The organism is Actinokineospora fastidiosa (assembly GCF_014648415.1).
GTDB lineage: Bacteria > Actinomycetota > Actinomycetes > Mycobacteriales > Pseudonocardiaceae > Actinokineospora > Actinokineospora fastidiosa.
Map to the genome: position 1 here is coordinate 208,555 of NZ_BMRB01000005.1, position 24,760 is coordinate 233,314.

The 24,760-nt window shown below is 72.5% G+C and carries 22 protein-coding genes and 1 pseudogene; 9 read left to right on the forward strand and 14 right to left on the reverse strand.

All coding sequences use genetic code 11. From position 1 onward, the window contains the following. Positions 1-12 precede the first annotated feature (12 nt). The 4 genes from IEY98_RS25365 to IEY98_RS25380 form a co-directional block, all read right to left on the reverse strand. A complete protein-coding gene (locus tag IEY98_RS25365) occupies positions 13-1,257 on the reverse strand; it encodes a lysine N(6)-hydroxylase/L-ornithine N(5)-oxygenase family protein (RefSeq protein WP_189213139.1) in 1,245 nt (414 codons plus the stop codon). A 577-nt stretch (positions 1,258-1,834) separates the two neighbouring features. Next, the gene (locus tag IEY98_RS25370) at positions 1,835-3,163 is read right to left on the reverse strand and encodes a pyridoxal phosphate-dependent decarboxylase family protein (RefSeq protein WP_189213140.1); all 1,329 of its coding nucleotides are present in this window, start codon (positions 3,161-3,163) and stop codon (positions 1,835-1,837) included. 65 nt (positions 3,164-3,228) lie between these two features. Then, on the reverse strand, positions 3,229-4,188 hold the full coding sequence (locus tag IEY98_RS25375; RefSeq protein ID WP_189213141.1) for an LLM class F420-dependent oxidoreductase: 960 nt from the start codon (positions 4,186-4,188) through the stop codon (positions 3,229-3,231). Further along, entirely contained in the window at positions 4,189-6,243 is a 2,055-nt protein-coding gene (locus IEY98_RS25380) for a S9 family peptidase (RefSeq protein WP_189213142.1), read from the reverse strand. Positions 6,244-6,351: 108 nt separating this feature from the next. Between IEY98_RS25380 and IEY98_RS25385 the strand changes: the two genes are divergently transcribed. Beyond that, on the forward strand, positions 6,352-7,161 hold the full coding sequence (locus IEY98_RS25385) for a S1C family serine protease (protein WP_229787420.1): 810 nt from the start codon (positions 6,352-6,354) through the stop codon (positions 7,159-7,161). Between the two features lie 91 nt (positions 7,162-7,252). Here IEY98_RS25385 and IEY98_RS25390 read toward each other — a convergent pair whose 3' ends face one another. After that, entirely contained in the window at positions 7,253-8,065 is an 813-nt protein-coding gene (locus IEY98_RS25390) for a PPK2 family polyphosphate kinase (protein ID WP_189213144.1), read from the reverse strand. 140 nt (positions 8,066-8,205) lie between these two features. On the opposite strand from IEY98_RS25390, the gene rocD reads away from it, so the two are divergent. Then, positions 8,206-9,417, forward strand: coding sequence for an ornithine--oxo-acid transaminase (gene rocD, locus IEY98_RS25395; RefSeq protein ID WP_189213145.1), 1,212 nt, complete (start codon positions 8,206-8,208; stop codon positions 9,415-9,417). Here the strand turns inward: rocD and IEY98_RS25400 are convergent. Further along, positions 9,406-9,987 carry a hypothetical protein gene (locus IEY98_RS25400; RefSeq protein ID WP_229787422.1) on the reverse strand — a complete coding sequence of 194 codons (582 nt, stop codon included), beginning with the start codon at positions 9,985-9,987 and terminating at the stop codon, positions 9,406-9,408. The two genes, rocD and IEY98_RS25400, sit on opposite strands and share 12 nt — an antisense overlap. Positions 9,988-10,070: 83 nt before the next feature. Here IEY98_RS25400 and IEY98_RS25405 point away from each other — a divergent pair, with 83 nt between their 5' ends. Genes IEY98_RS25405 through IEY98_RS25415 form a run of 3 tightly spaced genes read left to right on the forward strand, consistent with a single transcriptional unit; the run spans position 10,071 to position 12,555 of the window. Next, complete coding sequence (locus IEY98_RS25405) at positions 10,071-11,354, forward strand: class I SAM-dependent methyltransferase (protein WP_229787424.1); 1,284 nt, start codon at positions 10,071-10,073, stop codon at positions 11,352-11,354. Positions 11,355-11,389: 35 nt separating this feature from the next. Continuing rightward, positions 11,390-12,103, forward strand: coding sequence for a DUF1295 domain-containing protein (locus IEY98_RS25410; protein WP_189213295.1), 714 nt, complete (start codon positions 11,390-11,392; stop codon positions 12,101-12,103). Next, a complete protein-coding gene (locus IEY98_RS25415) occupies positions 12,100-12,555 on the forward strand; it encodes a peroxiredoxin (protein WP_189213147.1) in 456 nt (151 codons plus the stop codon). The genes IEY98_RS25410 and IEY98_RS25415 overlap by 4 nt, the downstream gene beginning before the upstream one ends. Here the strand turns inward: IEY98_RS25415 and IEY98_RS25420 are convergent, their stop codons facing one another. From IEY98_RS25420 to IEY98_RS25440, 5 genes are all read right to left on the reverse strand, one after another. Beyond that, positions 12,556-13,476, reverse strand: a complete 921-nt coding sequence (locus IEY98_RS25420; protein ID WP_308425928.1) for an LCP family protein — start codon at positions 13,474-13,476, stop codon at positions 12,556-12,558. 978 nt (positions 13,477-14,454) lie between these two features. Next, positions 14,455-15,690 carry an SAM-dependent methyltransferase gene (locus IEY98_RS25425; RefSeq protein WP_189213296.1) on the reverse strand — a complete coding sequence of 412 codons (1,236 nt, stop codon included), beginning with the start codon at positions 15,688-15,690 and terminating at the stop codon, positions 14,455-14,457. Between the two features lie 5 nt (positions 15,691-15,695). Further along, positions 15,696-16,403 carry a DUF1365 domain-containing protein gene (locus tag IEY98_RS25430; protein ID WP_229787426.1) on the reverse strand — a complete coding sequence of 236 codons (708 nt, stop codon included), beginning with the start codon at positions 16,401-16,403 and terminating at the stop codon, positions 15,696-15,698. Continuing rightward, positions 16,400-17,686: an NAD(P)/FAD-dependent oxidoreductase gene (locus IEY98_RS25435; RefSeq protein ID WP_229787428.1), complete on the reverse strand. Its 1,287-nt coding sequence runs from the start codon at positions 17,684-17,686 to the stop codon at positions 16,400-16,402. The genes IEY98_RS25430 and IEY98_RS25435 overlap by 4 nt, the downstream gene beginning before the upstream one ends. A gap of 13 nt (positions 17,687-17,699) precedes the next feature. Further along, on the reverse strand, positions 17,700-18,368 hold the full coding sequence (locus IEY98_RS25440) for an alpha/beta hydrolase (RefSeq protein ID WP_258906660.1): 669 nt from the start codon (positions 18,366-18,368) through the stop codon (positions 17,700-17,702). 71 nt (positions 18,369-18,439) lie between these two features. On the opposite strand from IEY98_RS25440, the gene IEY98_RS25445 reads away from it, so the two are divergent. The 3 genes and pseudogenes from IEY98_RS25445 to IEY98_RS25455 all read left to right on the forward strand — a co-directional run bounded on the left by IEY98_RS25445 (position 18,440) and on the right by IEY98_RS25455 (position 20,576). Next, positions 18,440-19,264: an alpha/beta fold hydrolase gene (locus tag IEY98_RS25445; RefSeq protein ID WP_189213151.1), complete on the forward strand. Its 825-nt coding sequence runs from the start codon at positions 18,440-18,442 to the stop codon at positions 19,262-19,264. Positions 19,265-19,298: 34 nt separating this feature from the next. After that, positions 19,299-19,760: pseudogene (locus IEY98_RS25450) on the forward strand (nucleotidyltransferase family protein); the annotation flags it as partial. A gap of 102 nt (positions 19,761-19,862) precedes the next feature. Then, the gene (locus IEY98_RS25455; RefSeq protein WP_229787495.1) at positions 19,863-20,576 is read left to right on the forward strand and encodes a sugar isomerase domain-containing protein; all 714 of its coding nucleotides are present in this window, start codon (positions 19,863-19,865) and stop codon (positions 20,574-20,576) included. Here the strand turns inward: IEY98_RS25455 and IEY98_RS25460 are convergent. After that, entirely contained in the window at positions 20,573-21,727 is a 1,155-nt protein-coding gene (locus tag IEY98_RS25460; protein WP_229787430.1) for an MFS transporter, read from the reverse strand. The genes IEY98_RS25455 and IEY98_RS25460 overlap by 4 nt on opposite strands. 53 nt (positions 21,728-21,780) lie before the next feature. Between IEY98_RS25460 and IEY98_RS25465 the strand changes: the two genes are divergently transcribed. Further along, positions 21,781-22,293: an ArsR/SmtB family transcription factor gene (locus tag IEY98_RS25465; protein ID WP_229787431.1), complete on the forward strand. Its 513-nt coding sequence runs from the start codon at positions 21,781-21,783 to the stop codon at positions 22,291-22,293. A gap of 132 nt (positions 22,294-22,425) precedes the next feature. Here the strand turns inward: IEY98_RS25465 and IEY98_RS25470 are convergent, their stop codons facing one another. Together IEY98_RS25470 and IEY98_RS25475 are read right to left on the reverse strand one after the other, a co-directional pair. After that, positions 22,426-24,288: an ABC transporter ATP-binding protein gene (locus IEY98_RS25470; RefSeq protein ID WP_189213153.1), complete on the reverse strand. Its 1,863-nt coding sequence runs from the start codon at positions 24,286-24,288 to the stop codon at positions 22,426-22,428. 241 nt (positions 24,289-24,529) lie between these two features. Further along, positions 24,530-24,739: a helix-turn-helix domain-containing protein gene (locus IEY98_RS25475; RefSeq protein ID WP_189213154.1), complete on the reverse strand. Its 210-nt coding sequence runs from the start codon at positions 24,737-24,739 to the stop codon at positions 24,530-24,532. Positions 24,740-24,760 lie beyond the last annotated feature (21 nt).

Genomic DNA, 24,760 nt, shown 5'->3' on the forward strand with positions numbered 1-24,760 from the left:
CGCGCCGTCCACTCACCCGATGTCCCCTCCGCTCAACCCGAACGTGGTGAACGCCGTGCGCTCGGGCAGCCGGTAGACCGTGCGCCCGCACACCGCGTTCAGGATGGTCGCCGCCCGCCACGCGGCCAACCCCAGATCCGGCGCGCCCACCCCGTGGGTGTGCCGCTCGGCGTTCTGCACGAACACCGAGCCCGATGTGCCCGAGGCCACCCGGTACTCGGCGTCCACGACGATCCGTCCCGCCGCGTCCCGCTCGACGGGCAGGTCGCCGAGCAGCGGCCCCAGGTCCCGCTCGGCGTACCCGGTCGCGCAGACCACGGCGTCGGTCCGGATGGTGGCGGTGGTGTTCTGCTGGACGTGCCGCAGGTCCAGCTCGATCCCCGGCCGCGCGTCGACGACCTCGACGCCGGGGGCGAAGAACACGTCCGGCCATCCGCCGCCGACGCTGCGCTGGTACAGCTCGTCGTGGATGGCGTCGATGGTCTCGGCGCTGATGCCCTTGTAGAGCTGCCACTGCGCGGGCACGAGCCGGTCGCGGGTGGGCTGGTCGAGGCCGTGGAAGAAGCGGGTGTAGTCGGGGGTGAACTGCTCCAGGCCGAGCTTGGAGTACTCCATGGGAGCGAACGCGGGCGTCCGCGCGATCCACCGCAGCCTGCCGGTGCGGCGGCGCAGCAGGTCGAGGACGACCTCGGCGCCGGACTGGCCGGACCCGACGACGGTGACGTCCTCGGCCGCCACCAGCTCATCGCGCTTGGAGAGGTAGTCGGCGGAATGGACGGCCAGCTCCCGCAGGGGACCGGGGACCACTGGCTCTGTTCCGACACCTAACACCAGGTTGCGCGCCCGCACAGGGCCATCGGGGACGTCCAGCTCGAAGACCTCGCCCGTCCAGCGCACCGCCCGCACCTCGACGCCGAACCGGCAGCCGGGTAACCGCTCGCTGGCCCACCGGCAGTAGTCGTCGTACTCCGCGCGCGGGATGTGGAAGCGCTCGGCGAAGTAGAAGGGGAACAACCGGTCGCGGTCGCGCAGGTAGGACAGGAACGAGAGCGGGTGGGCGGGCTCGACCAGCGAGACCAGGTCGGCCAGGAACGGCACCTGCAGGGTGGTGCCGTCGATGAGCAGCCCCGGATGCCACCGGAACTCGGCCCGCCGCTCGAAGAACCCGGCCCGCAACCCGGGAACCGAACTGGCGAGCGCGGCAAGGGAGAGATTGAACGGCCCGATGCCCACGCCCGCGAGGTCGAGCACGCTCATGCCACCGCCCCGGCAAGAACGCCCCCACCGCAAGCACACCCCGATACCGACCGACTCCCGAACACACCCACACCACCCCTGACAACACCCCCAGCACAACCACACCCCAACACCCACCGACCCCCGAACACACCCACACCACCCCCGACAACACCCACACCACAACCACACCCCAACACCCACCGACCCCCGAACACACGCACACCACCCCTGACAACACCCACACCACAACCACACCCCGACCCACCCACGAGCACTCCCATGCCCTCACCCCTAACCAGGGCATCCCCACCGCAAGCGCACCCGGACACCCAGCGACCCCCGAGCGCCCCCATGCGCTCACCCCCAACCAGAACACCACCACCGCAAGCACACCCCGACACCGAGCGACCCCCGAGCACTTCCACGCCACCACCCCCAACCAGAACACCCACACCACAAGCACACCCCGACACCCATCGAGCCACGCCCACACCGCCATCCCTAGCCAGAACACCCACACCACAAGCGCACCCGGACACCCGTCGATACACGAGTACGGGCCGCGCCCTTCCGGTCACCCGCTTCCCGTGCGAGCTCATCGGGCCGCCTTTGCCACGAGGCCCAGCAGAGGCTGGTAGTCCCCGGGAGTCGTGTGCGGGTGCAGCAACGTCAGCTTGAGCCACAGGCCGTCTAGGCGCGCCCGGCCCAGTACGGCCTTGCCCTCGTCGAGCAGGGCCCGGCGGAGGGCGGCGACGTCGCAGGCGGCCTTGGGGCGGAAGACGACCGTCGACAGCGTCGGCTCGGCCCACAGTTCCAGGTCCGGGTGGGCGGTGATCGCCGCCGCCACGCCGCGCGCGGTCGTGCAGCAGGCCTCGACCAACTCGCCCATCCCGCGCCTGCCCAGCGCGCGCAAGGTCGCGGCGATCTTCACCGCGTCCGGGCGCCGGGACGTGCGCAGGGAGCGGCCGAGCAGGTCGGGCAGGCCCGCCTCGGTGTCGTCGTCGGCGTTGAGGTAGTCGGCGTTGGTGTCCATGATCCGCAGGTCCGCGCCGTCGCGGCAGGCGAACAGGCCCGCGGCGATCGGCTGCCAGCCGAACTTGTGCAGGTCCAGCGCGACGGAATCCGCGCTCTCCATCCCCCGCAACAGGTTCCGCCGCTCGGTGAACAGCAGGCCTCCGCCGTACGCGGCGTCGACGTGCAGCCAGTCCGGCCGCAGGGCCGCGATCTCCGGCAGCGGATCGATCGCGCCGCTGTTGGTCGTGCCCGCCGTCGCCACCACCGCCGTCGGCCCCTCGACCGACGCCAGCGCGCGGGCCAGCGCGTCCGGGCGCACCCGGTCGTCGCGGCACTCCACCACCACCGGCCGCGGCAGCCCGAGCAGCCACGCCGCGCGGGCGACGCTGTGGTGGGCGTTGCGGCCGCAGACCGGCGTCACCGCGCCGAACTTCTCCCTGGCCAGCAGCAGACCGTACAGATTGGACTCGCTGCCGCCAGTGGTGACGAGCGCGTCCGCGGCGGGCTCCGCCGGGTAGCACAGCCGGGCCACGGCGTCGGTGACCTGCCGCTCGATCGCGCTCGCCGCGGGCGCCTGGTCCCAGGAGTCCATCGACGGGTTGAGGGCGCTCGCCGCCACGTCGGCCGCCACCGCCACGGCCAGCGGCGGGCAGTGCAGGTGGGCGGCGCACCACGGGTCGGCCGGGTCGGCCGAGCCCGCGGCCAGCACGCGCGCCACCTCGGCGGCCGCGGCCGGGCCGACGCCGTGCTCGGGCAGCACGTCGGCCAGGGCCTTCACCGCCGAGGGGCCGCCGGAGGGCAGCGGGCCATTGCGCTCGCGGACGCCGTCGGCCAAGGCGTCGAGCACCGGCCCGACCAGGGCGCGCACCGCATCGGGCGTGGCCAGGGGCGCGTCGTGCGATGCGGTCATCCGCCAACCCTTCTTAGGTGAGCCTTACCTTGGAGAGGATACGCGGCGGCCGATCTTGGGCGCGCTCAGCGCGGCGCCAGCGCCCGCACCAGGTCGGCCGGGTCGTCGCCGGTGGGCAACACGGCGATGACCGGCGTGGTCAGGCCCGCCTCCTGATAGGCGGCGATCTTCTCCCGGCACTGCTCAGGGCTGCCGTGCACGATCAGTTCGTCGATGACCGAATCGGGGATGGCCGCGTTCGCCCCGGCCCGGTCGCCCGCCGCCCACGCCTCGTGCATCGGCCGCAGGAGGTCGCCGCGGCCGAGCCAGTCGTGGAACGCCGCGTACACGGGGACGGTCAGGTAGCTGCTGATCAGCAGCCTGCCCAAGCCCCGTGCCGCGTCGGCGTCCTCGGTGGGGCAGACGAAGATCCGGGCGACCAGCTCGGTGTCCGCGCCGATCTCCCCGCGCACGGTCGGCACGTCCGACGCCGCCAGCCAGTTGGTGATGGCGCCGTCGGACTGCTCGGCGGCAAGCCGCAGCATGCCCGGGCGCAGCGCGGCCAGCATCACCTGCGGCGGCACCGTCGGCGGGCGCTCCAGCCGGAACTTCGTGACCTCGAACGTGCCGTACTTCTCGGTGACCTTCTCCCCGGCCAGCGCCGCGCGCAGGAAGTGCAGCGTGTCGCGCACCCTGCGGAACGGGTCGGTGAAGTCGGCGCTGTTCCAGCCCTCCACGATGGTCGGCGACGACGTGCCGATGCCCAGCACGAACCGGCCGGGCGCCAGCTCGGCCAGGGTCGCCGCGCTCATCGCCAGCAGGCCGGGGCCGCGCGTGTAGACCGGGACGATCGCGGTGCCGAGCCGCAGGCCGGGCGACCACTCCGCGGCCAGCGCCAGCGGGGTGAACGCGTCGGTGCCCGCGGTCTCGGCCGACCACACGTCCGTGTAGCCGAGGTCGGGCAACTCCTTGACCAGCTCCCGGTGCGCGGTGAGCGGGACCCCGGTCAGCGGCAGCGTGATGCCCCACCTCGGCGTGACGGTCATCTACTTCTCCAATCCCAACGCGGACTTGAGCCAACGGACCTGCATGAGCATGAAGTTCTCCGCCACGTCGTCCTCCTGCGGCGTCATGTGCGTGACGCCCGGGAGCGGCAGCAGCGCGTGCGGGCGGCCCGCTGCCACGAGCGCGCTGGAGAGCCGGATCGCGTGCGCGACCACGACGTTGTCGTCGGCGAGCCCGTGGATGATCAGCAGCTCCCTGGTCAGCTTGGGCGCGTCGTCGATGAGGGAGTTGCGGTCGTAGACCTCGGGCTGGGTGTCGGGGTGGCCCAGGTAGCGCTCGGTGTAGTGGGTGTCGTACAGCCGCCAGTCGGTGACCGGCGCGCCCGCGATGGCCGCGTGGAACACCTCGGGCGCGCGCAGCACCGCCAGCGCGGAGAGGTACCCGCCGTAGGACCAGCCGCGGATGGCCACCTTCCCCAGATCGAGGTCCGGGTGCTCGGCCGCGACCGCGTGCAGGGCGTCGACCTGGTCGGCGAGGGTGACGCCCGCGAAGTCGTTGGCGATCGCGCGCTCCCACTCCGGGCCCCTGCCCGGGGTGCCGCGCCCGTCGGCGACGATGACGGCGAAGCCCTGGTCGGCCAGCCACTGCGGGCCCAGGTAGGCGTTGCGGGTCGACAGCACGCGCTGGGCGTGCGGGCCGCCGTAGGGGTCCATGAGCACGGGCAACTTGGCGCTGCCGGGCACGTGTCCGGTCGGGTACAGCAGGGCGGCGCGCAGGCCGCGCTCGCCGACGGTGAGCAGCCGGACGTTCGGCGTCAGCGGCGGCTCGACGGCGTGGTTGGCGATCTCCTGGCCGCCGATCGTGTGCCGCGAGCCCGCCCAGTCCATCGACCACGAGGTCAGGACCAGGCCGCCGGGGCCGCGCGACGCCGAGTGCACGCCGTCCTCAGTGGACACCCGGGTGACGCCGCCCGCGGTGGCGGTGTAGACGTGCACCTGGGTGGGGTCGTCGGCCGAGGCGGTGAACAGCACGTCGTCGCCGACGTCGAGGACGGAGCGGACCTGCAGGTCGTCGCCGGTGACCGCGCGGTCGCCGATGAACAGCCGGTTGGCCGGGCCGTCGGCCTCGACGCGGACCAGCTCGCCGCCGGGCGTCCACGCCGGGACGCCGGTGACGATCTCGACCCAGGTGTCGTCGGTGTCGGTGTGGATCAGCTCGGTGGCCCCGGTGTCCGGGTCGACCGCGCGGATCTCGTAGGTGCGCTGGTCGCGGGTCTGGGTGGCGATCAACGGCAGGCCGTTGTCCGACCAGTGCGCGGTGACGAGGTACTCGCCCGCCCAGTCGACGTCGGTCCGGGAGCCGTCCAGGCCGATGACCGCCAGGCGCACGGTGACGTTGGTGGTGCCCGCGGCCGGGTAGGCGACGGTGTGCGGCGCGCTGCCGGGGTTGGCCGGGTCGGCGATGTGCCAGCGCTGCACCTGCGTGCGGTCGGTGTGCGCGACCAGCAGGCGGGTGCCGTCGGGGGACCACCAGTAGCCGCGGGAGCGGTTCATCTCCTCGGCGGCGATGAACTCGGCCAGGCCCCAGGCGCGGTCCTCGCCATCGGGCTCGGCGAGCGCGCGGTCGTCCGTGCCGTCGACGGCGACGACCCGCAGCGCGTTGTCGGCGACGTAGGCGATGTGGCGGCCGGTCGGGTCGGGGCGGGGGTCGATGATCGAGCCGGGGGTGTCCAGCTCCCTGGTCTCGCCGTCGACGGTGACGAAGAGTCGGCCCGAGAGGGCGAAGGCCGCGGTGGTCACGTCCGCGTCGGTGGCGTAGCCGACGATGCCGCCGCCCTGCTCGCGGCTGCGCTCGCGGCGGGCGCGCTCCTCGGGCGAGAGCTCCTCGTTCCCGCTCAGCAGCGTGGCGGGGTCGGCCAGCCGGGTCTCGGCGCCGGTGGCGAGGTCCTTGCGCCACAGGATGTGGGTGCGGTCCTCGCCGGTCGCCGTGCGCAGGAAGAGCACGTGGTCGCGGCCGACGCGGAACTCGCGCGGGGCGCCGAGGGTGAAGCGCTGGGTCCGCGCCTGTAGGCGCAGGAACGAGGTCTCGTTGGTCACGTCCGACAACCTAGTGTCCTTTCCGCGCGGGCACACCGCCGGAGTTTCTTGGCCCACGCCGAGGTTTTCCACAGCCGGTTCCCAGCATCCGGGCGGATGGTCGGTGCCATGGATGCCAGCTACCCCCCACAGCAGTTCTGGCCGCAGGTGCCGCCGAGGCGGCGCACCGGCCGCGTGGTCGCCCTGGTCACCGCCGCGGTCCTCGGCGGCGGCCTCATCGGCGGCACGACAGGCGCGGTCATCGCGGGCACGGACTCGCCCCTGTCCCCCGCCCCCGTCACCGCCACGGCGGCGGCCGACACCGCGCCCGCGGACGTGAGCGCGGTCGTGGCCAAGGTCATGCCGAGCGTGGTCGAGATCAACGTCCGCACCGGCGCCGCCGAGGGCGTCGGCTCCGGCGTGATCCTCACCGCCGACGGCCGGATCCTGACCAACCACCACGTGGTCGCGGGCGCCCGGGAGATCCGGATCACCTTCGCCGACGGCACCACGGCCCCGGCGACGGTGGTGGGCACGGACCGCGCCTCCGACCTGGCCGTCCTCCAGGCCACCGGCGTCAGCAACCTGACCCCCGCGGCACTCGGCGACTCCGACACCGTCCGCGTGGGCGACTCGGTGATCGCCATCGGCTCCCCCGCGGGCCTCCAGGGCACGGTGACCACCGGCATCATCAGCGCCCTCGACCGCGACGTGACCATCGCCTCGGGCGGGGTGTCGTACGCGGCCCTGCAGACGGACGCGTCCATCAACCAGGGCAATTCCGGCGGCCCGCTGTTCGACGCCGACGGCCGGGTGATCGGCGTCAATTCCGCGATCTATTCCCCCACCTCCGGCCCGGGCGGATCGGCGGGCAGCGTGGGAATCGGCTTCAGCATCCCGATCAACACCGCGAAGGCGGTGATCGAGCGGATGGGGTGACTCCTCCACCGGAGCGCTGAGCACGAGGTGGTTTGTGGGAAGGCGGTTGACGCGGCCAGCGCCATTGTGGGGCGGTTGCCCACCCGCTGAGTCACGCCAGGGGGTCGTGTTCGGTCAGGCGGGTCAGTTCGGACTGGACGTCGAAGTCGGCGCGGGGAGGTTGGGGGGCGAGGGCTTCCAGGGTCTCCAGCAGCAGGCTCGCCACGGCCCAGTTGCGGTACCACTTGCGGTCCGCCGGGATGACGTACCAGGGCGCCGCGGGGGTCGAGCAGCGGGCCAGGACTGCGGCGTACGCCTCCTGGTAGGCGCTCCACTTCGCGCGGGCGGCGAGGTCGGCGGGGTTGTACTTCCAGTGCTTCGACGGGTCGTTCAAGCGGTCGAGCAGGCGTTTCTTCTGCTCGCGCGGGGAGATGTGCAGGAAGCACTTGATCACCGTGATGCCCGAGTCCGCCAGTTCGGCCTCGAAGGCGTTGATCGTGGAGTACCGCGCCTCCCAGTCCGGGGCCAGGTTCTCGACGCGGACGATCAGGACGTCCTCGTAGTGCGAGCGGTCGAACACACCGATCTGGCCGGGGACGGGCACCTGCTTGCGGATGCGCCACAGGAAGTCGTGCCGCCGCTCCTCCCGCGTCGGCGACTTGAACGAGGCGATGCGCAGGCCGAGCGGGTTCAGCAGGCCCGCGACGTGCTTGATGGTGCCGCCCTTGCCGGAGGTGTCCATGCCCTGCAGCACGAGCAGCACCCCGCGGGTCGCTTCGGCGTACAGCGCCTCCTGCAGCTCGGCGAGGCGGGCTCCGATCGCGGGCAGGGCGGCGCGGGCCGCCTGCTTGCTGGTCGGGCCCACGGGAGTGGACCGGGGATCGGGCAGGTCACCGGGCCGTACCCGCAGCACGTCACGCACCATGTAGCGGAGGGTAGTCCGACGCCCCGAGACCCGCTTCACGCACGTTTCCAAAGCGCAAACGCCGGATCACGCAACGTTTGCCCGCCACAAGCAACATTGTCCGGATGAAACCATCGCGAACGCCCCTTAACCTGGCTCACATGACCGCGACTGCCCAGCCCACCGACTTCATCGGCATGGACGAGCACTGGAGCCCGCACAACTACCACCCCCTGCCGGTGGTCATCGCCGAGGCCGAGGGCGCGTGGGTGACCGACGTGCACGGTCGCCGCTACCTGGACTTCCTCGCCGGGTACTCCGCCCTCAACTTCGGGCACCGGCACCCGGCCCTGGTCGCGGCCGCGGTCGAGCAGCTCGGCCGGGTGACCCTGACCAGCCGCGCGTTCCACCACGACCAGTTCGGCCTGTTCTGCCGCGAGCTGGCCGAGCTGACCGGCACCGAGATGGTGCTGGCCATGAACTCCGGCGCCGAGGCCGTCGAGTCCGCCGTCAAGATCGCCCGCAAGTGGGCCTACCGGGTCAAGGGCCTGGCCAAGGACACCGCGGAGATCATCGTCGCAGGCGGCAACTTCCACGGCCGCACCACCACGATCGTCTCCTTCTCCACCGACGAGGTGGCGCGCGCCGACTTCGGGCCGTTCACCCCGGGCTTCACCGTCGTCGAGTACGGCGACGCCGCCGCGCTCGCCGCAGCGATCACCGACCGGACGGCCGCCGTGCTGGTCGAGCCGATCCAGGGCGAGGCGGGCGTCGTCGTGCCCGGCGCGGACTACCTGCGCGAGGTCCGCCGCCTCTGCGACGAGAACAACGTCCTGTTCATCGCCGACGAGATCCAGTCGGGCCTGGCCCGCACCGGGTCCCTGTTCGCCCTCGACCACGCCGGGGTCCGCGCCGACGTCTACACGCTGGGCAAGGCGCTCGGCGGGGGCATCCTGCCGGTGTCGGCGGTGGTCGGCCGCCGCGACGTCCTCGGCGTGCTGCGCCCCGGCGAGCACGGCTCCACCTTCGGCGGCAACCCGCTGGCCTGCGCCGTCGGCCGCGCCGTCGTCCGGCTGCTGGCCACCGGCGAGTTCCAGGAGCGCTCGCGGGTGCTGGGCGCCCACCTGCACGCCCGGCTCGGCGAGCTGGTCGGCCGGGGCGTCTCCGAGGTCCGCGGCCGCGGGCTGTGGGCGGGCGTCGAGCTGACCACCATGGCGGGCCGCCTCGCCTCCGAGGCGCTGATGGAGCGCGGCGTGCTCTGCAAGGAGACCCACGACACCACGCTGCGCGTCGCGCCCCCGCTGGTGATCACCGAGGCCGAGATCGACCAGGGCGTCGCGGCGATCGCGGACGTGCTCGCCTCAGCCCGCTAGCAGGAACACCACACCGCCGACGAGCGGCCCGGTGATCGCCCCGGCGACCACCTGGGCCGCGGTGTGGTCCCCGAGCACGACCCGCGACCAGCACACCAGGGCCAGCGGCGCCAGCAGCAGCAGCAGCGACCACGGCCCGTAGAGCAGCGTGACCATGGCGACCGCGCCGCCGGAGACCGCGGCGTGCAGGGAGATCTTCCAGAACCGGGTCACCGCGATGCACACGGCCAGCGTGGCGATCATGGCCGCGGACAGCGCCAGGACGTCGCGCGGCGCGTCGGCCAGCACCAGGATGGCGACGCCGACGGCCGTGGACGCGAGCCCGACCAGCAGCGGGACCGTCCGGTGCTCGCGGTCGCGCACGTGGTGGCCGTCCCAGCGGCCCGCGCGGGCGCCGCGGATGATGAACAGCATCGGCAGCACGCTGGAGAACAGGGCCACCTCCAAGCCCCACAGCAGCGTGAGCCCGACGTGCCCGGTCGCGTGCCACGCCACGGTCATGGGCAGCACCAGCACCACCACGGCGGGCGAGAACACCTCCGTCGCCACCCGCGCGATCGCGATCTCCACAAGGCCGATACTGGCACGACCCATCCGGGCGTGGCGGACCCCCGAATGCGGGGGTGGACGCCCCCACGCAGATCGGAGTCGCCGTGGCCGAACGCACCCCTGTCGCCACCACCCTGGCCGAGCTGGCCGAGGCGGTGATCGGCGCGCCGCTGCCGGTGCGGCTGCGCGCATGGGACGGCAGCGAGGCCGGGCCCGACGACGGGCCGGTGGGCGTCGTGCGCACCCGGCGGGCGCTGCGGCACCTGCTGTGGAGCCCGAACGAGCTGGGACTGGCCCGCGCGTACGTCAGCGGGGACCTCGACGTGGAGGGCGACGTGGGCGCCGCGCTGTCGCGGTTCTGGGCGCTGACCCGCGGCGGCGCCACGCCCGGACTGGGGCTGATGGACAAGCTCGGCCTGATCAGGACCGCCGTGCGGCTCGGGGTGCTCGGCCCCCGCCCCGCGGTCCCCGAGGCCGAGGCGCGGCTGCGCGGGCGCGCGCACAGCAAGGCCCGCGACGAGGCCGCGATCTCCCACCACTACGACTTCTCCAACGCCTTCTACCGGATGGTCCTCGACCCGCAAATGGCCTACTCCTGCGGCTACTGGACCTCCGACGCCCCGGACTACACCGTCGAGGACGCCCAGCGCGACAAGCTCGACCTGGTCTGCGCGAAGCTCGGGCTGCAGCCCGGGACGCGGATGCTCGACGTCGGCTGCGGCTGGGGCTCGCTGGCCATCCACGCCGCCCGCCACTACGGCGTGCACGTCACCGGGATCACGCTCGCGCGCGAGCAGCGCGAGTTCATCATGGCCCGCCTCGACGAGCTGGGCCTGGCCGACCGGGTGGAGATCCGGCTGCAGGACTACCGGGACCTCGCGGGCGAGCCGTTCGACGCGATCGGCACGCTCGAGATGGGCGAGCACGTCGGCCGGGCCAACTACCCGGTCTACGCGGCCACCCTGCACCGCATGCTCAAGCCCGGCGGCCGCCTGCTGCTGCAGCAGATGTCGCGCGGCGCGAACGCCCAGGGCGGCGGCGCGTTCATCGAGACCTACATCGCCCCGGACATGAACATGCGGCCGGTCGGCCAGACCATCGACCTGCTGGAGCGGGCGGGCCTGGAGGTCCGCGACGTGGAGGCGCTGCGCGAGCACTACGTGTGGACCGTTCGGGCGTGGTGGGCCACGCTGGAGCGGCGCTGGCCGGAGGTCGTCGCGCTGGTCGGCGAGGAACAGGCCAGGGTGTGGCGGCTGTACTTCGCGGGCGGGGCGCTGGCGTTCGAGGAGAACCGGATGGGCGTCGACCAGATCCTGGCCGTGCGGCCCACGGCGGACGGGCGCAGCGGGATGCCGCGCACGCGCGCAGGACTGCGGGCGCGGGCGTGACCTTCGCGGCGACCGCGGCCGCCGTCGCGGTGCTCATGGCGGCGGTGTTCGCGATCAGCGTGCGGCGGGGCAAGTACGACACCATCGACACCGCATGGGGTCTGGGATTCGCGCTCATCGCTATCGTCTCGTTCGGACTGTCCGATGGAGACATACTCGTCACGGCGCTCACCGTGGTGTGGGGCGTGCGACTGGCGGTGCACCTGCACGTCCGCAACCACGGCAAGCCGGAGGACCGGCGCTACGCGGAGATCCTGGGCCGCGCCGAGGGCGATCCGCGCCTGCACATGCTGCGCGTGGTGTTCCTGCCCCAGGCCGTGCTGATGTGGGTCATCTCGCTGCCGGTGCAGGTCGCGCAGTCCGGCGGGCTCACCTGGCTGGACGCGGCGGGCGCGGCGCTGTGGGCGGTCGGGTTCGCCTTCGAGACCGTCGGCGACGCGCAGCTGAGCCGGTTCAAGGCCGATCCGGCGAACTCCGGCAAGGTGCTCGACACCGGCCTGTGGCGCTACACCCGGCACCCCAACTACTTCGGCGACGCCTGCGTGTGGTGGGGCATCTACCTGATGGCGTGCGACTCGTGGTGGGGAGCTGCGACCATCGTGTCGCCGCTGGTCATGACCTCTCTACTCGCCCGCGGCACGGGCAAGCCGCTCACCGAGCGCCACCTCGGCGCGAGCCGCCCGGGATACGCCGAGTACGTTGCCCGCACCAGCGGTTTCGTCCCGCTGCCACCGAAAGGAACCCGATGAGGACCGGAGACAAGGTCGCCGACTTCACCCTGGCCGACGAGACCGGCGCGCAGCGCTCGCTGTCGGAATTCCTGGCCACCGGCCCCGTCGTGCTCTTCTTCTACCCGGCCGCGATGACCGGCGGCTGCACCGCGGAGAGCTGCCACTTCCGCGACCTCGCGGCCGAGTTCGCCGAGGTCGGCGCGCACCGCGTGGGCATCAGCCCGGACCCGGTGGCGAAGCAGGCCCAGTTCTCCGCGACGCACGCCTTCGACTACCCGCTGCTGTCCGACCCGGACGGCGCCGTCGCCAAGCAGTTCGGCGTCCGCCGCCGCTTCGGGCCGCTGCTGACCAAGCGCAAGACGTTCGTCATCGACACCGACCACACCGTGCTCGGCGAGATCAAGAGCGAGCTGCGCTTCAACGTGCACGCCGACCAGGCGTTGGAGATCCTGCGCGCGCGGACCCGCTGATCAGGCGGGCGGCTTGGTGATGAGGTCCGCCGAGACCGGCGCGTCGGTGCCCAGCGCGTCGAACAGGGCCAGCGCCTTCTCCCGGTCCCAGCGGACCACCGCGCCGACACCCGGGACCCGCTCGCCGCCGCCGATCGGCACCGTGGTGGTGACCAGATCGCCGGAGCCCATCGCCATGGCCAGCGGCAGCAGGTTGTGCAGGTGGTCGCCCTCGTCCACGGTCACCGCGTCCGGCGCCGCGGCCAGCAGCGGCACCGCGCGGAACGGGTTGACCATCGTCCCGAGGCTGGTCGCCTTGTCGGTCAGCGCGCCGATGAACTCCCGCTGCCGGATCACCCGGTCCAGGTCCGCCCTCGGCCCGACGCGGGTGCGGACGTACCCGAGGGCGTCCGGCCCGGACAGCTCCTGGCAGCCCGCGGGGAGGTCGATGCCCGCCAGCGGGTCCTTGATGGGCTTGTCCAGGCACATCTCGACGCCGCCGACCGCGTCGACCAGGTCGGCGAACCCGCCGAGGCCGATCTCGATGTAGTGGTCCATCCGCAGCCCGGTGGACACCTCCACGGTCTGCGCGAGCAGCTGCGGGCCACCGAAGGCGTAGGCGGCGTTGAGCTTGTTGCGGCCGTGGCCGGGGATCGGCACGTAGGAGTCGCGCAGCAGACTGACGAGCGTCGGCGGTGTGTCGTTGTCGGGGATGTGCAGGACCATGATGGTGTCGGTCCGCCTGCCCTCCGGGGCGCCGGTGTTCAGCTCCTTCTGCTGGTCCTCGCTGAGGTCCTCCCGGCTGTCGGACCCGACGATGAGCCAGTTGGTCCCCGACCCCGCCGCGGGCCTGCCCTCGTAGTCGGTGAGCGCGGCGGTCCGGTTGAGCGACGACTCCCCGTAGATCCAGAGCCCGGCGACCAACGCCACCAGCACCAGCACGACGACGAGCGCGATCCGCCCCGGCTTCCGCCTCCGCCGCCCCCGCCGAGGCGGAGCCGGGTGGCGCTGGTCGGGCCCGCGCTGGGCTTGCCCCCGGTAAGGCTGCTGGTGGCCCCGGTGCGGCTGCTGGTGGCGCGGGTCAGGCCCGCGGCGACCCTGGGGGCCGTCCGGGTGGTACGGCGGTGGCCGGTGGCCCCGGGGATGTCCCTGTCCGTAGCTCATCTGTCCGCCCGACCGTGTCGTCAACGCCGATTTCCTTCCGCATGGGAGTCTCCCATCGCTTGTTCGGAAGACGCCGGATGGGGCGGGTGGGTTGCTCGGGCTCGCTCGCTTGCTCCGCTGCCGCTCGTCGACTACCGGGGCCTTGGTTTCTCGACAGGCTTCGGCGCCCGACCGGCCGCTGGCAGGGTGGTTCGCGATTTGCTTCTTAGTGGCCGATGGGGTGAACTCCCATTCGCGGGGCCCCTAAGCGAAGCGGCGCGGGCGTGGAGAAGGGCGGAGCGGCGAAGCCGTCCACGCCCGAGCAAGGGTAGCACCGCTTCGCTCCCCACGAATGGGAGTCCACCCCATCGGCCAGTTATCCGGGGCGAGTTACCTTTTGAGGGCAGTTGCGCTGCTTAACACAGTTCATAATCTTTCTTGCCCACTGGCACTCCACCCGCCCACCCCCCAAAGCAGGGCTTGCCTGCCATCCCGTCGACCTGGCAAAGCCTTACCATAGCCAGGGTGGGGGCGCGGCCCTCGACGAAACAGGACTTGCCAGGTTAGGGCCCCCAGGGCCCTAACCCGCGAAAACGCAAGCTCCGCGCCCCCACCCTGGCTGTGGTAACCCTCCGGGAGGTCGACGGGATGGCAGGCAAGCCCGACCATCCTGGAGACCTGCCCGTCCGGCGAGGACGCTTGTGACCACGAGCAACGCCGGGAACCGGCGAGCCGACCCCCCAGCACCAGCAGCAACCTCACCGCCCCCCAGCAACCTCACCGCCCAATAGACAACTGCCGAACATTCAGATACCCCGCCCGAAACCCAGCCTCACAGTAAGCGAGATAAAACTCCCACATCCGCCGAAAAGTAGAGTCAAACCCCAACTGCGCAACCCGCCCCCACTGCGACAGAAACCGCACCCGCCACTGCCGCAACGTCTCCGCGTAATCCAACCCGAAGTCCCGAAACGCATGCACCTTCATCCCCGTGAACCGCCCCACACACTCCTCGATAGCCTCAACAGAAGGAATAATCCCCCCAGGAAAGATATACTTGTGGATCCACGTGTAAGAATCCCGAGTAGCCATCATCCGATCATGCGGCATGGTGATCGTCTGCAACCCGAACCGCCCCCCAGGCCGCAGCAGCCGATCGACAGCGGAGAAGTAAGTAGGCCAATACCGCTCCCCCACGGCCTCGATCATCTCCACGCTCACCACAGCGTCATAAGTCCCCTGGGCCTCCCGGTAGTCCCGAAGAACCACCTGCACCCGATCCCCCACCCCAGCAGCGGCGATGCGCTGTTCGGCCAGCGCCTTCTGCTCCGACGACAAGGTCAGCGTCGTCACCCGGGCCCCGCGCTGAGCCGCTCGAATCGCGAGTGCGCCCCAGCCGGTGCCGATTTCCAACACGTGGGTGTCGCCGCCGACCCGGGCGTAGTCCAGGATGCCGTCGATTTTGCGGAGTTGCGCCTCCCGCAGGTCCGACGAGCCGGGGGCGAACCACGCCGACGAGTACGTCATCGTCTCGTCGAGGAAAGTGGCGAAGAGGTCGTTCGACAGGTCGTAGTGCCGGTGGATGTTGCGGCGGGAGTTCTCGACCGTGTTCTCCTCGGCCACCGGCTGCCGACGGTCCACCCAGCGGCGGAAGGCCTGCAGGCGGGGCGGGATGAGGGTGCTCATCCGGGCGGCGAACTCGGTCAGCAGCTCCACCAGCGCCGTGCTGGTCCAGTCGCCCGCCATGTAGCTCTCGCCGAAGCCGATCTTGGCGTCGACGCCGAGGCGGTGGAAGAACGCGGACGGGCGCTCGAGGCGCATCAGCGGGGACTGCGGTCCGCCTGCGCCGACCCGGGTGCCGTCCGGGTATTCCACGCGCACGGGCAGGCGGCGGACGGCGTTGGTGAACAGGGCGCGGGCGACGCGGGCGCGGAACGCGTTGTGCGGCGGGGTGAACAGCGAGCCCCACTGGCCGGAGGGATCGGGACGGTCCGCCGGGGCGCGGGTCGGCATCTCGGTCACTGGACACCCTCCTGGGGCGCGTGCTTCGGGCGGGGGACGACGGGAACGCGGCGCAGCCACAGCGTGATGCCGTGCTTGCGGATGAGGGCGCTGACCCGGTGGGGCAGCAGCCGCCCGCGCAGCACCATCCGGACCACCTCCCCGAGGGTCGGCGCCTTGCGCGTGCCGACAAGTGTCGCGGTGAACGGGACATTCCCGTCCTGGCGGAGGGCAACCGCCACGGAAAGCCTTTCACCTGGAAGCGGCACGCGCATCAGGTATTCGCCGCCCCCGGCCAGGAACGGCGACACATAAAAGTCCTTCGCGACCCGCGCGCGGCCATCCTCGTCCGGACGGAGCAGATAGCAGTGCCGCTCCCCGTAGGTGTTGTGCACTTCCGCCACCACACAGTCCACCTCCCCGCGTTCATCGTGCACCCAGTACAGGGTGAGCGGGTTGAACACGTACCCGAACACCCGCGCGTTCGCCAGCATCAACACCCGGCCGCACACGGAAATGCCCTGCCCGGCCAACCAGGCGGCCAGGTTCGCCTTGATGGAGCGCGCCGGAACGCCCAGATGGTCCGCCGCGCGGAAGCTCGCCAGCGGCCCGTACCGGGGCAGCGCGTCGAGATCGACCAGCCAGTAGTGCACGCGGTGGTGAAATGTCCGATCCATCCGTTCCCGTCGGACATGCGTCACGGTGCTGTCATAGAGCGCGGTCACGGAGTCCACCCTGCACCGAAGTGCTCCGCCGCACGGACGCCCGACGCGCAACCGTCCTCGTGGAAGCCCCACCCGTGATACGCGCCCGCGTAGGCGACGCGGTCGTCGTTGAGCGCGGGCAGGCCGCGCTGGGCGGCCAGCGAGCCGGGGGTGTAGATCGGGTGCTCGTAGACCATCCGGCGCAGGACCTTGTCCTGGTCCACGCGGTCGGCGGCGTTGAGGCTGACGATGTACTCCTCGGGCTCCGTCAGCCCCATCAACCGGTTCATTGCGTAACTGACCCGCACCGGGCCGTCGGCGACCGAGCAGGCGGGCTTGAGGTAGTTCCACGACGCCGCCGCGTTGCGCGTCCGAGGCAGCACGGACGTGTCTGTGTGCAGGAGTGTCTGGTTCACCGAGTACTCGAACGCGCCCAGCGTCGCCCGCTCGGCGGGCGTCGGCGCCGCGAGCAGGCGCAGGGCCTGGTCCGGGTGGGTGGCCACGACGACCCGGGCGAACCGGTGCGCCTCGTCGGCGTCGTCGCGCAGTTCGATGTGGTCGCTGTGGCGCACCAGCGCTCGGACCGGGGTGGACAGCGCGACGGCCGAAAGGTTCTTGACCGCGCGCTCGACGTACTCGCGCGAGCCGCCCACGACGGTCCTCCACCGCGGCGACCCGGTGACGGCGAGCACCCCATGGTGGTGCAGGAACTCGAACAGATACCGCGCCGGGTAGCGCATCGTGGGCTCCGGGCCCGCCGACCACACCGCGGAGACGAGCGGGATCAGGAAGTGGTCCACGAAGTACCGCGAATACCCGCCCACGACGACGAACGCGCGCAGCGTGATCTCGCCCGGGTCGTCCCGCAGGACGCGCCGGGCGTGTCGGTGGAACCGCTTGATCTCGGTGAGCATGCGCAGGAACCGGGGGCTGGCCAGGCTGGACGCCTGGGCGAACACGCCCACGGGCCCGCGCGCGCCCGCGTACTCCAGGCCGCAGCCCTCGCAGCGCACGCTCATCGACATCTCCGAGTCGCGCGTGGTCACGCCGAGTTCGGCGAACAGCCGCAGCAGGTGGGGATATGTCCGCTCGTTGTGGACGATGAAACCGCTGTCCACCGCGGCCACGCGGCCGTCGCCCGCGGGCAGGTCGTGGGTGTGGGCGTGGCCGCCGAGCCGGTCGTCGGCCTCGAACAGGGTCACGTCGTGGCGGCGCTGGAGCAGGTAGGCGGCCGTCAGGCCGGACACCCCGCTCCCGATCACGGCGACGCGGTCGCGCGCACCCCGCACGATGTCCTTCCTCACGGACGTCCTCCCTCTACATAGGCACCCGCAATCCGTCCGGCGCGGGCTGACGCCACGCATTCGTAATCAGCGGATCATGCGGTTGGGTGCCGAGGACACCGAGTGCGAAACGCGTGGTCAGGCGCGTCCACACGGCCGCTTTGCGCAGCATCGCGTGCCCTTCGCCGCGCATGTCGAAGCGGGCGACCCGGTCGGTGACCCGCCGGGCGCGCTCGGCGAAGCGGAAGGACAGCGCGGGTTCGGTCGTCCGGTCGCGGTCGCCGTGCGCGATCAGCACCGCGCGCCCGGCGAGCTGGTCGACGGGCTCGTCGACGATCCACGGCGCGAGCGCGCAGACCCCGACCACGTTCGGGTGTCCGGCGACCCGGAGCGCGACGCGGCCGCCCATCGAGTGCCCGACCAGCACGACCGGGACGTCGCCGATGCGGTCCAGCGCCCATTCCGCGTCCTGCACCGGGTGCGCGGCGGGCGGGTTCCAGCCCCGGTACCGGTTGCGCAGCAGGTGGACGCCGACGTTGTCGCTCCTGCGGGCGATGTCCAGGGCGAACGGGACCATCCGCAGGTAGGCGAGCTGGTGCGAGGCGACCCGGGCCATGCTCCACTCCCGACCGCCGTGCAGCACGAGCACGGCGGCGGCGTCGCCGTCGGCGAAGCGGCGCAGGCGGGGGGTGAGATCGTCCACGACGTCATCTTCGCAACCGGGGGCCGCCGGGATTGGCCGCTGTGTCGGTCCCCACGGCTAGTCTGCTGTGCGTGATCGAACACGTGCGCATCGCGACCCCGGCCGGGACCTTCGACGGCATCGCCGCGGGCGCGCCCGACGACCGGCCGGTCCTGCTGCTGCACGGCTTCCCGGAGGCCGCGTCCGCGTGGGAGCACCAGGTGGCGGCGCTGGGCCGGGCCGGGTACCGCGCGGTCGCCGTCGACCAGCGCGGCTACTCCCCCGGCGTGCGGCCGGAGTCGCCCGGCGAGTACCACGTCGACGACCTCGTGGGCGACGTGCTGGCCATCGCCGACGCGTCCGGCTGGGCGCGGTTCGACCTGGTCGGCCACGACGTCGGCGCGGTCGTGGGCTGGCACGCCGCGGCCGCGCACCCCGACCGCGTCCGCACGCTGGCCGCGCTGTCCGCGCCGCACCCGTGCGCGCTGGCCGAGGCCGCCCGAGCCGACGAGGACCAGGCGCTGCGCTCGCAGCACCTGGCGCTGTTCAAGGAGCGCTCCGCCGAACGCAGGCTGCTCGCCGACGACGCCGCCGCCCTGCGCGCGATCTTCGAGCACCGGCTGCCCCGGTCGGCGGTGGCCGACTACGTCGCCCGGCTGTCCGAGCCCGACGCGCTCACCGCGGCGCTGAACTGGTTCCGCGCCGCGCGGCGGCTGGTCCTGCCGGACCGGGTGTCCGTCCCGGTGCTGTACCTCTGGGGCACCGAGGACGTCGCGGTGGGCTCGACCGCGGCGCTGAGCTGCGGCAAGTGGGTCGATGGTCCATACCATTTCGAGATGCTCGACGAGGCGTCCCACTGGGTGGTGTGGGACGCGCCGGAAGCGGTGACTTCCCTGCTCATCGCCCATGTGACCTAGATCGTTCCCGGTCTCGGCGACTAGGCTGCCTGCCATGACGGCCGGTCTGCTTCTCGCCGCGGGTGCGGGCAGGCGCTTCGGCATGCCCAAGGCGCTGGCGCCTTTGCGCGGCGAACTGCTGGTCGACCACGCCCTCCGCGCGCTGGTCGACGGCGGCTGCGATCCCGTCGTCGTGGTGACGGGCGCGTCCGCCGCCGAGGTGGCCGCGCATCTCGGCGATCGAGCGACCGTCGTGGAGAACCCGGACTGGGCATCGGGCATGGGCTCGTCGCTGCGCGCCGGGCTGTCCGCACTGCCCGATGTGGACGCCGCCGTCGTGCTCACTGTGGACACTCCCGGCGTCACTGCGGCCGCGGTGTCCAGACTGGCGGCGTTGGCCGCCCCCGACGCGCTGGCCAGGGCGACCTACGACGGCGAGCCCGGCCACCCGGTGCTGCTCGGCCGCGACCACTGGGCGGGCGTCGCCGAACTCGCGGTCGGCGACACCGGCGCCCGCCCCTACCTGCGCGGCCGGGCCGTCGCCGAGGTCCCGTGCGCGGACGTCGCCGACGGCGCCGACGCCGACCACCCCGACGACCTGACCCGCTTTGGAGGCACCGTGTACGGCGACCTGGCCCTCACCCACCTGGCGAAAGTCGCCGAGCACAACGCGTCCGCGCTGGACGAGACCGCCGAGCTGGTGCTGTCCTGCGTCCGCGCCGACGGCCTGGTGCTCACCTCGGGCGCGGGGCACTCGCTGGCCGCCGTCGCCGAGACGTTCTTCCGGGCGGGCGGCCTGGCGTGCGTGCGGCCGCTGGTGCACGACGACCTGCAGGTCTTCGGCGGCGCCCGGAAGGCCACCGCGGCCGAGCGGCGCGCCGGGCTGGCGGCGTCGGTGTTCGCCGAGGTGCCGCGCACGGGCCACGAGGTGCTGTTCATCTTCTCCAACTCCGGGGTGAACCCGTTCCCGGTCGAACTGGCCCAGACCGCGGTGGACAGCGGCTGCCCGGTCGTCGCGGTGACGTCGCCCCGCTCGTCGGCGGGAGCGACGCGGCGGGCCGGTGGCCTGCTGGCCGAGCACGCGACCATCGTGCTGGACACGCTCACCGGCCCCGGTGACGTGGCCTATCCGCCGGATTCCGCGGTGACCGCGTCGCTTTCCACGCTGTGCAACGCCTTCCTGTGGAATCTGATGCTCGCCCGGCTGCACGACCGGGCCGAGGCCGAGGGTGTGGAGCTGCCGCGCTGGCGCAGTTCCAATGTCGAGGGCGGCGACACCGCGAACGCCGCGCTGCTGGAGCGGTACGGCGACCGCGTGCCGCACCTGGGCTAGCGCAGGGCCCGCACCAGCACCGGGATCCCGGCGGCGGCCACCAGCCCCATCACGAGGAACACCGCCGGGAGCCCGAGGAGTTCGCCGACGAGGCCGCCCGCCAGCGCGCCGAGCGGCTTGCTGCCCCACGCCACCATCCGGTGCCCGCTGGTGACCCGTCCGCGCAGCCGGTCGGGTGTGCGGCGCTGCCGCAACGACACCATGACGATGTTCAGCACCATGATCGCGGCGCCGCTGCCGAAGAAGCCCGCCCCCACCGCGATCGGGTTCGCGGTGGCGGCGGGCAGGGCGATCAGCGGCGCGGCGACGGCGAGAGAGCCGACGAGCGCCCGGTCCCGGCCGAGACCGCGCTCGACGCGCTCGGCGGCCACGGAGCCGACGACGCTGCCCCCGGCGACGGCGGCCAGCAGCCAGCCGAACCCCCGGTCGTCCAACCCCATCGCGCCCACCGCGTACAGCACGAGGATGGCGTAGGTCGCGCTGGTCGCGAAGTTGAACAGCCCGACCACCACCGAGAACGCGCGCAGCACCCGATCGCGCCACAGGAAGGCCAGGCCCTCCGCGACCTCGCCGCGCAGCGACGCCCGCTGGGCCCGCTCGGGCCGGAACGTGCCGCGCACCAGGAACAGCGCGACCACGGCCGCGATCCACAGCCCGCCGGGGACGGCCAGCGCCGCCAGCGCGCTCGCCGCCACGAGGAACCCGGCCAGCGGCGGCCCGACGAACTCGTTCGCGGTCAACTCGACGGCGTAGAGGCGGCCGTTCGCGCGGGAGAGGTGCTCGTCGGGGACCACGGCGGGCACGACCGACTGCGCGGCGACGTCGTGGAGCACCTCGGCCACGCCGATGCCGAACGCGATCGCGGAGAACAGCCGGATGTCGGTCGGTCCGAACGCGATCGCCAGGACAAGGACCGCCCGCACGAGGTTGGCCGTCATCATCAGGACCCGCCGGTCGACCCGGTCGACGACCGCGCCCGCGGGCAGCGCCACGAGCAGCCACGGCAGGGAGAACGCCACCGCGAGCCCGGCGATGAGCACCGGCGACCGGGTCGCCTCGATCGCCACCAGCGGCAACGCCACCTTGAGCACGCCGTCGGCGAGGTTCGACAGACCCGAGGAGGTCCATAACCGCCAATAGTCACCCGTCACTGATGGAGGATTGCACACCGATGGAGAAAACTCCACCGATGTACGATTCCCCCATGCTGCCCCACCGCGAGGCGACCGCCGCCGAGGCCAAGGCCCTCGCCCACCCGCTGCGCCTGCGCATCCTGCGGCTGTGCTGGCAGGGGGAGCTGACCAACAAGCAGCTCGCCGACCGGCTCGGCCGCGATCCCGGCACCGTCCTGTTCCACGTCCGCACGCTCATCAACGCGGGCCTGTTGGAGCAGGCCCCCGTCCGGACCGGCGAGAGCGGGGCGCTGGAGAAGCCCTACCGCGCCAAGGCGCGCTCCTGGTGGCTGGACGACCCAGCGGACACCGGCGCCGACGCCGCCTTCGCCCCCATCGACGCGCTCCAGGAGGAACTGCGCGCCGCCGGACCGGAGTCGGTCAGCACCTTCGCGCGGTTCGCCCTGCACCTCTCCCCCGCCGACGCCGCCGAACTGGACCGCCGCATCCGCGCGCTCCTCGACGAGTACGTCACCACCGACGACGAGCGCCGCGACCAGCCCGCCCACGGCGGCGTGATCGTCATCCACCGCCTCGCCGAGTAGGCGGGCGAGCGCCGCCACGCCCGCATCGGGTGGTCGCGCACGCGAATCGGGATGCCCGGTCACGGGCGCCGAGGTGACCGCGGGTGCACCCGGGACCTGCTCTCCTCCCGCGTCGCGTGGCGGGACGGCTGGCTAGGCGGCGGCGTCCTCGGCGAACTGGGTGCGGTACAGCTCGGCGTAGCGGGCGTCGGCGGCCAGGAGGTCGTCGTGCGTGCCCTGCTCGACGATCCGGCCGTCCTCGACCACCAGGATCTTGTCGGCGGCCCGGATGGTCGACAGGCGGTGGGCGATCACCAGGGCGGTGCGCCCGCGCAGGGCGTCGGCGAGGGCGGCCTGGACTGCGGCCTCCGACGACGAGTCCAGGTGGGCCGTCGCCTCGTCCAGGATCACCACGCGCGGCTGGGCCAGCAGCAGGCGGGCGATGGTCAGCCGCTGGCGCTCGCCGCCGGACAACCGGTAGCCGCGCTCCCCGACGACCGTGTCCAGCCCGTCCGGCAGGGACGCGATGAGCGCGTCGAGGCGGGCCCCGCGCAGGGCGTCCCACAGCTCGTCGTCGCCAGCGGACGGGCACGCGTACGCCAGGTTCGCCCGGATGGTGTCGTGGAACAGGTGCCCGTCCTGGGTGACCACGCCGACGGCCTCCCGCAGGGACGCGAACGACAGCTCGCGGACGTCCACCCCGGACAGCCGCACCGCGCCGGAGTCCACGTCGTACAGCCGGGGCACCAGGGTCGCGATCGTCGACTTGCCCGCCCCTGAGGACCCGACCAGCGCGACCATCTCCCCCGGCTCGGCCGTGAACGAGACCCCGTGCAGCACCTCGACCCCGCCGCGCCGGTCGAGCACGGCGACCTCCTCCAGCGACGCCAGCGACACCTTCTCCGCCGCCGGGTAGCCGAAGCGCACGTCGGCGAACTCGACCGACACCGGCCCGGGCGGCAGCGCGACCGGGTCCGGCCGCTCCTCGATCATCGGCCGCAGGTCCAGCACCTCGAAGACGCGCTCGAACGACACCAGCGCCGTCATCATGTCCACACGCGCGTTCGCCAGCGCCGTCAGCGGGGTGTAGAGGCGGGTCAGCAGCAGCGCGAGCGCCACCACCGTCCCCGGCGCCAGCTCACCGCGCAGCGCGAGGTAGCCGCCGAGCCCGTACACCAGCGCCTGGGCCAGCGCGGACACCAGCTGCAGGCCGGTCATGAACCACCGGGTCGCCATCGCCGTGCGCACGCCGATGTCGCGGACGCGGCCCGCCCGCTCGGCGAAGTCGGCCGACTCCGCGTCCGGGCGGCCGAACAGCTTGACCAGCGTCGCGCCCGGGGCGGAGAAGCGCTCGGTCATCTGGGTGTTCATCGCCGCGCTCAGGCCCGCCGCCTCGCGCTGCAGGTCGGCCATCCGGCGGCCCATCCGGCGCGCGGGCAGCACGAAGACCGGCAGCAGGACCAGCGCGAGCGCCGTGACCTGCCACGACAGCGTCATCATCACGGCGAGGGACAGCACCAGCTGGATGACGTTCGTGACCAGCCCCGCCAGGGTCGACGTGAACGCCCGCTGTGCCCCAAGCACGTCGTTGTTGAGCCTGCTGACCAGCGCGCCGGTGCGCGTCCTGGTGAAGAACGCGACCGGCATCCGCTGGACGTGCTCGAACACCGCCCGGCGCAGGTCGTAGATCAGGCCCTCGCCGATCCGCGCCGACTGCCAGCGCTCGGCCACGCCCAGTCCCGCCGCCACCACGGCCAGCGCGGCGATCACCACGGCCAGCCAGACCACGGTGGACGTCGACGACCCCGCCACGATCGCGTCGACGACCCGGCCCGCCAGCAGCGGGGTGGTCACGGTCAGCACCGCCGACAGCACGGTCAGCGCGAGGAACCACACCAACCGGCCCCGGTGCTGCCTGCTGAAGACCAGCACCCGGCGCAGCGTCCCGGTCCGCAGAGCCTTCGGCGTGTCCGCGGCCCGCATCGAGCCGCGCAGGAAACTGCGCGCGTTGTCCATCGGCCGACTCCCCTCGCCCCGACTCGACTGCGACGCCGGGAGCGCCTGGAATCATCCCAGGACCCCCGGGCCCGGCCCGGGGTGCGGGGGAGCCGGTCCACACCGAGCCGGCGGGGACCGGGGAACGATCATGCGGTTTCGGCTCGCGGATTCCGACTCCGATTCGACTGATCGAACCGGTTTCCGCAGCGGATTCCGATGCCGGCACCACACCGGGAACCCGCAGCGCGGCCCTCGCGGGCTACTTCTTCTTCGTCCGGGTGGCCCCGCCCCGACCCCGCAGGGTCACGCCCGACTCGGAGAGCACGCGGTGCACGAATCCATAGGACCGGCCCGTGCTTTCCGCGAGGGCGCGGATGCTCGCGCCCTTCTCGTACTTCTTCTTCAAGTCGGTGGCCAGCTTGTCGCGCATGGCGCCGGTGATCCGCGCGCCTTTCTTGAGGTCAGCCACGTTGTCCGCCTTCCGTCGCGA

Coding starts and splice junctions, on each gene's coding strand:
- IEY98_RS25410 (WP_189213295.1), top strand. CDS start 11,390: ATGGCGGCGGTGTTCGCGATCAGCGTGCGGCGGGGCAAGTACGACACC.
- IEY98_RS25365 (WP_189213139.1), bottom strand. CDS start 1,257: ATGAGCGTGCTCGACCTCGCGGGCGTGGGCATCGGGCCGTTCAATCTC.
- rocD (WP_189213145.1), top strand. CDS start 8,206: ATGACCGCGACTGCCCAGCCCACCGACTTCATCGGCATGGACGAGCAC.
- IEY98_RS25465 (WP_229787431.1), top strand. CDS start 21,781: ATGCTGCCCCACCGCGAGGCGACCGCCGCCGAGGCCAAGGCCCTCGCC.
- IEY98_RS25470 (WP_189213153.1), bottom strand. CDS start 24,288: ATGGACAACGCGCGCAGTTTCCTGCGCGGCTCGATGCGGGCCGCGGAC.
- IEY98_RS25370 (WP_189213140.1), bottom strand. CDS start 3,163: ATGACCGCATCGCACGACGCGCCCCTGGCCACGCCCGATGCGGTGCGC.
- IEY98_RS25390 (WP_189213144.1), bottom strand. CDS start 8,065: ATGGTGCGTGACGTGCTGCGGGTACGGCCCGGTGACCTGCCCGATCCC.
- IEY98_RS25415 (WP_189213147.1), top strand. CDS start 12,100: ATGAGGACCGGAGACAAGGTCGCCGACTTCACCCTGGCCGACGAGACC.
- IEY98_RS25385 (WP_229787420.1), top strand. CDS start 6,352: ATGGATGCCAGCTACCCCCCACAGCAGTTCTGGCCGCAGGTGCCGCCG.
- IEY98_RS25375 (WP_189213141.1), bottom strand. CDS start 4,188: ATGACCGTCACGCCGAGGTGGGGCATCACGCTGCCGCTGACCGGGGTC.
- IEY98_RS25425 (WP_189213296.1), bottom strand. CDS start 15,690: ATGCCGACCCGCGCCCCGGCGGACCGTCCCGATCCCTCCGGCCAGTGG.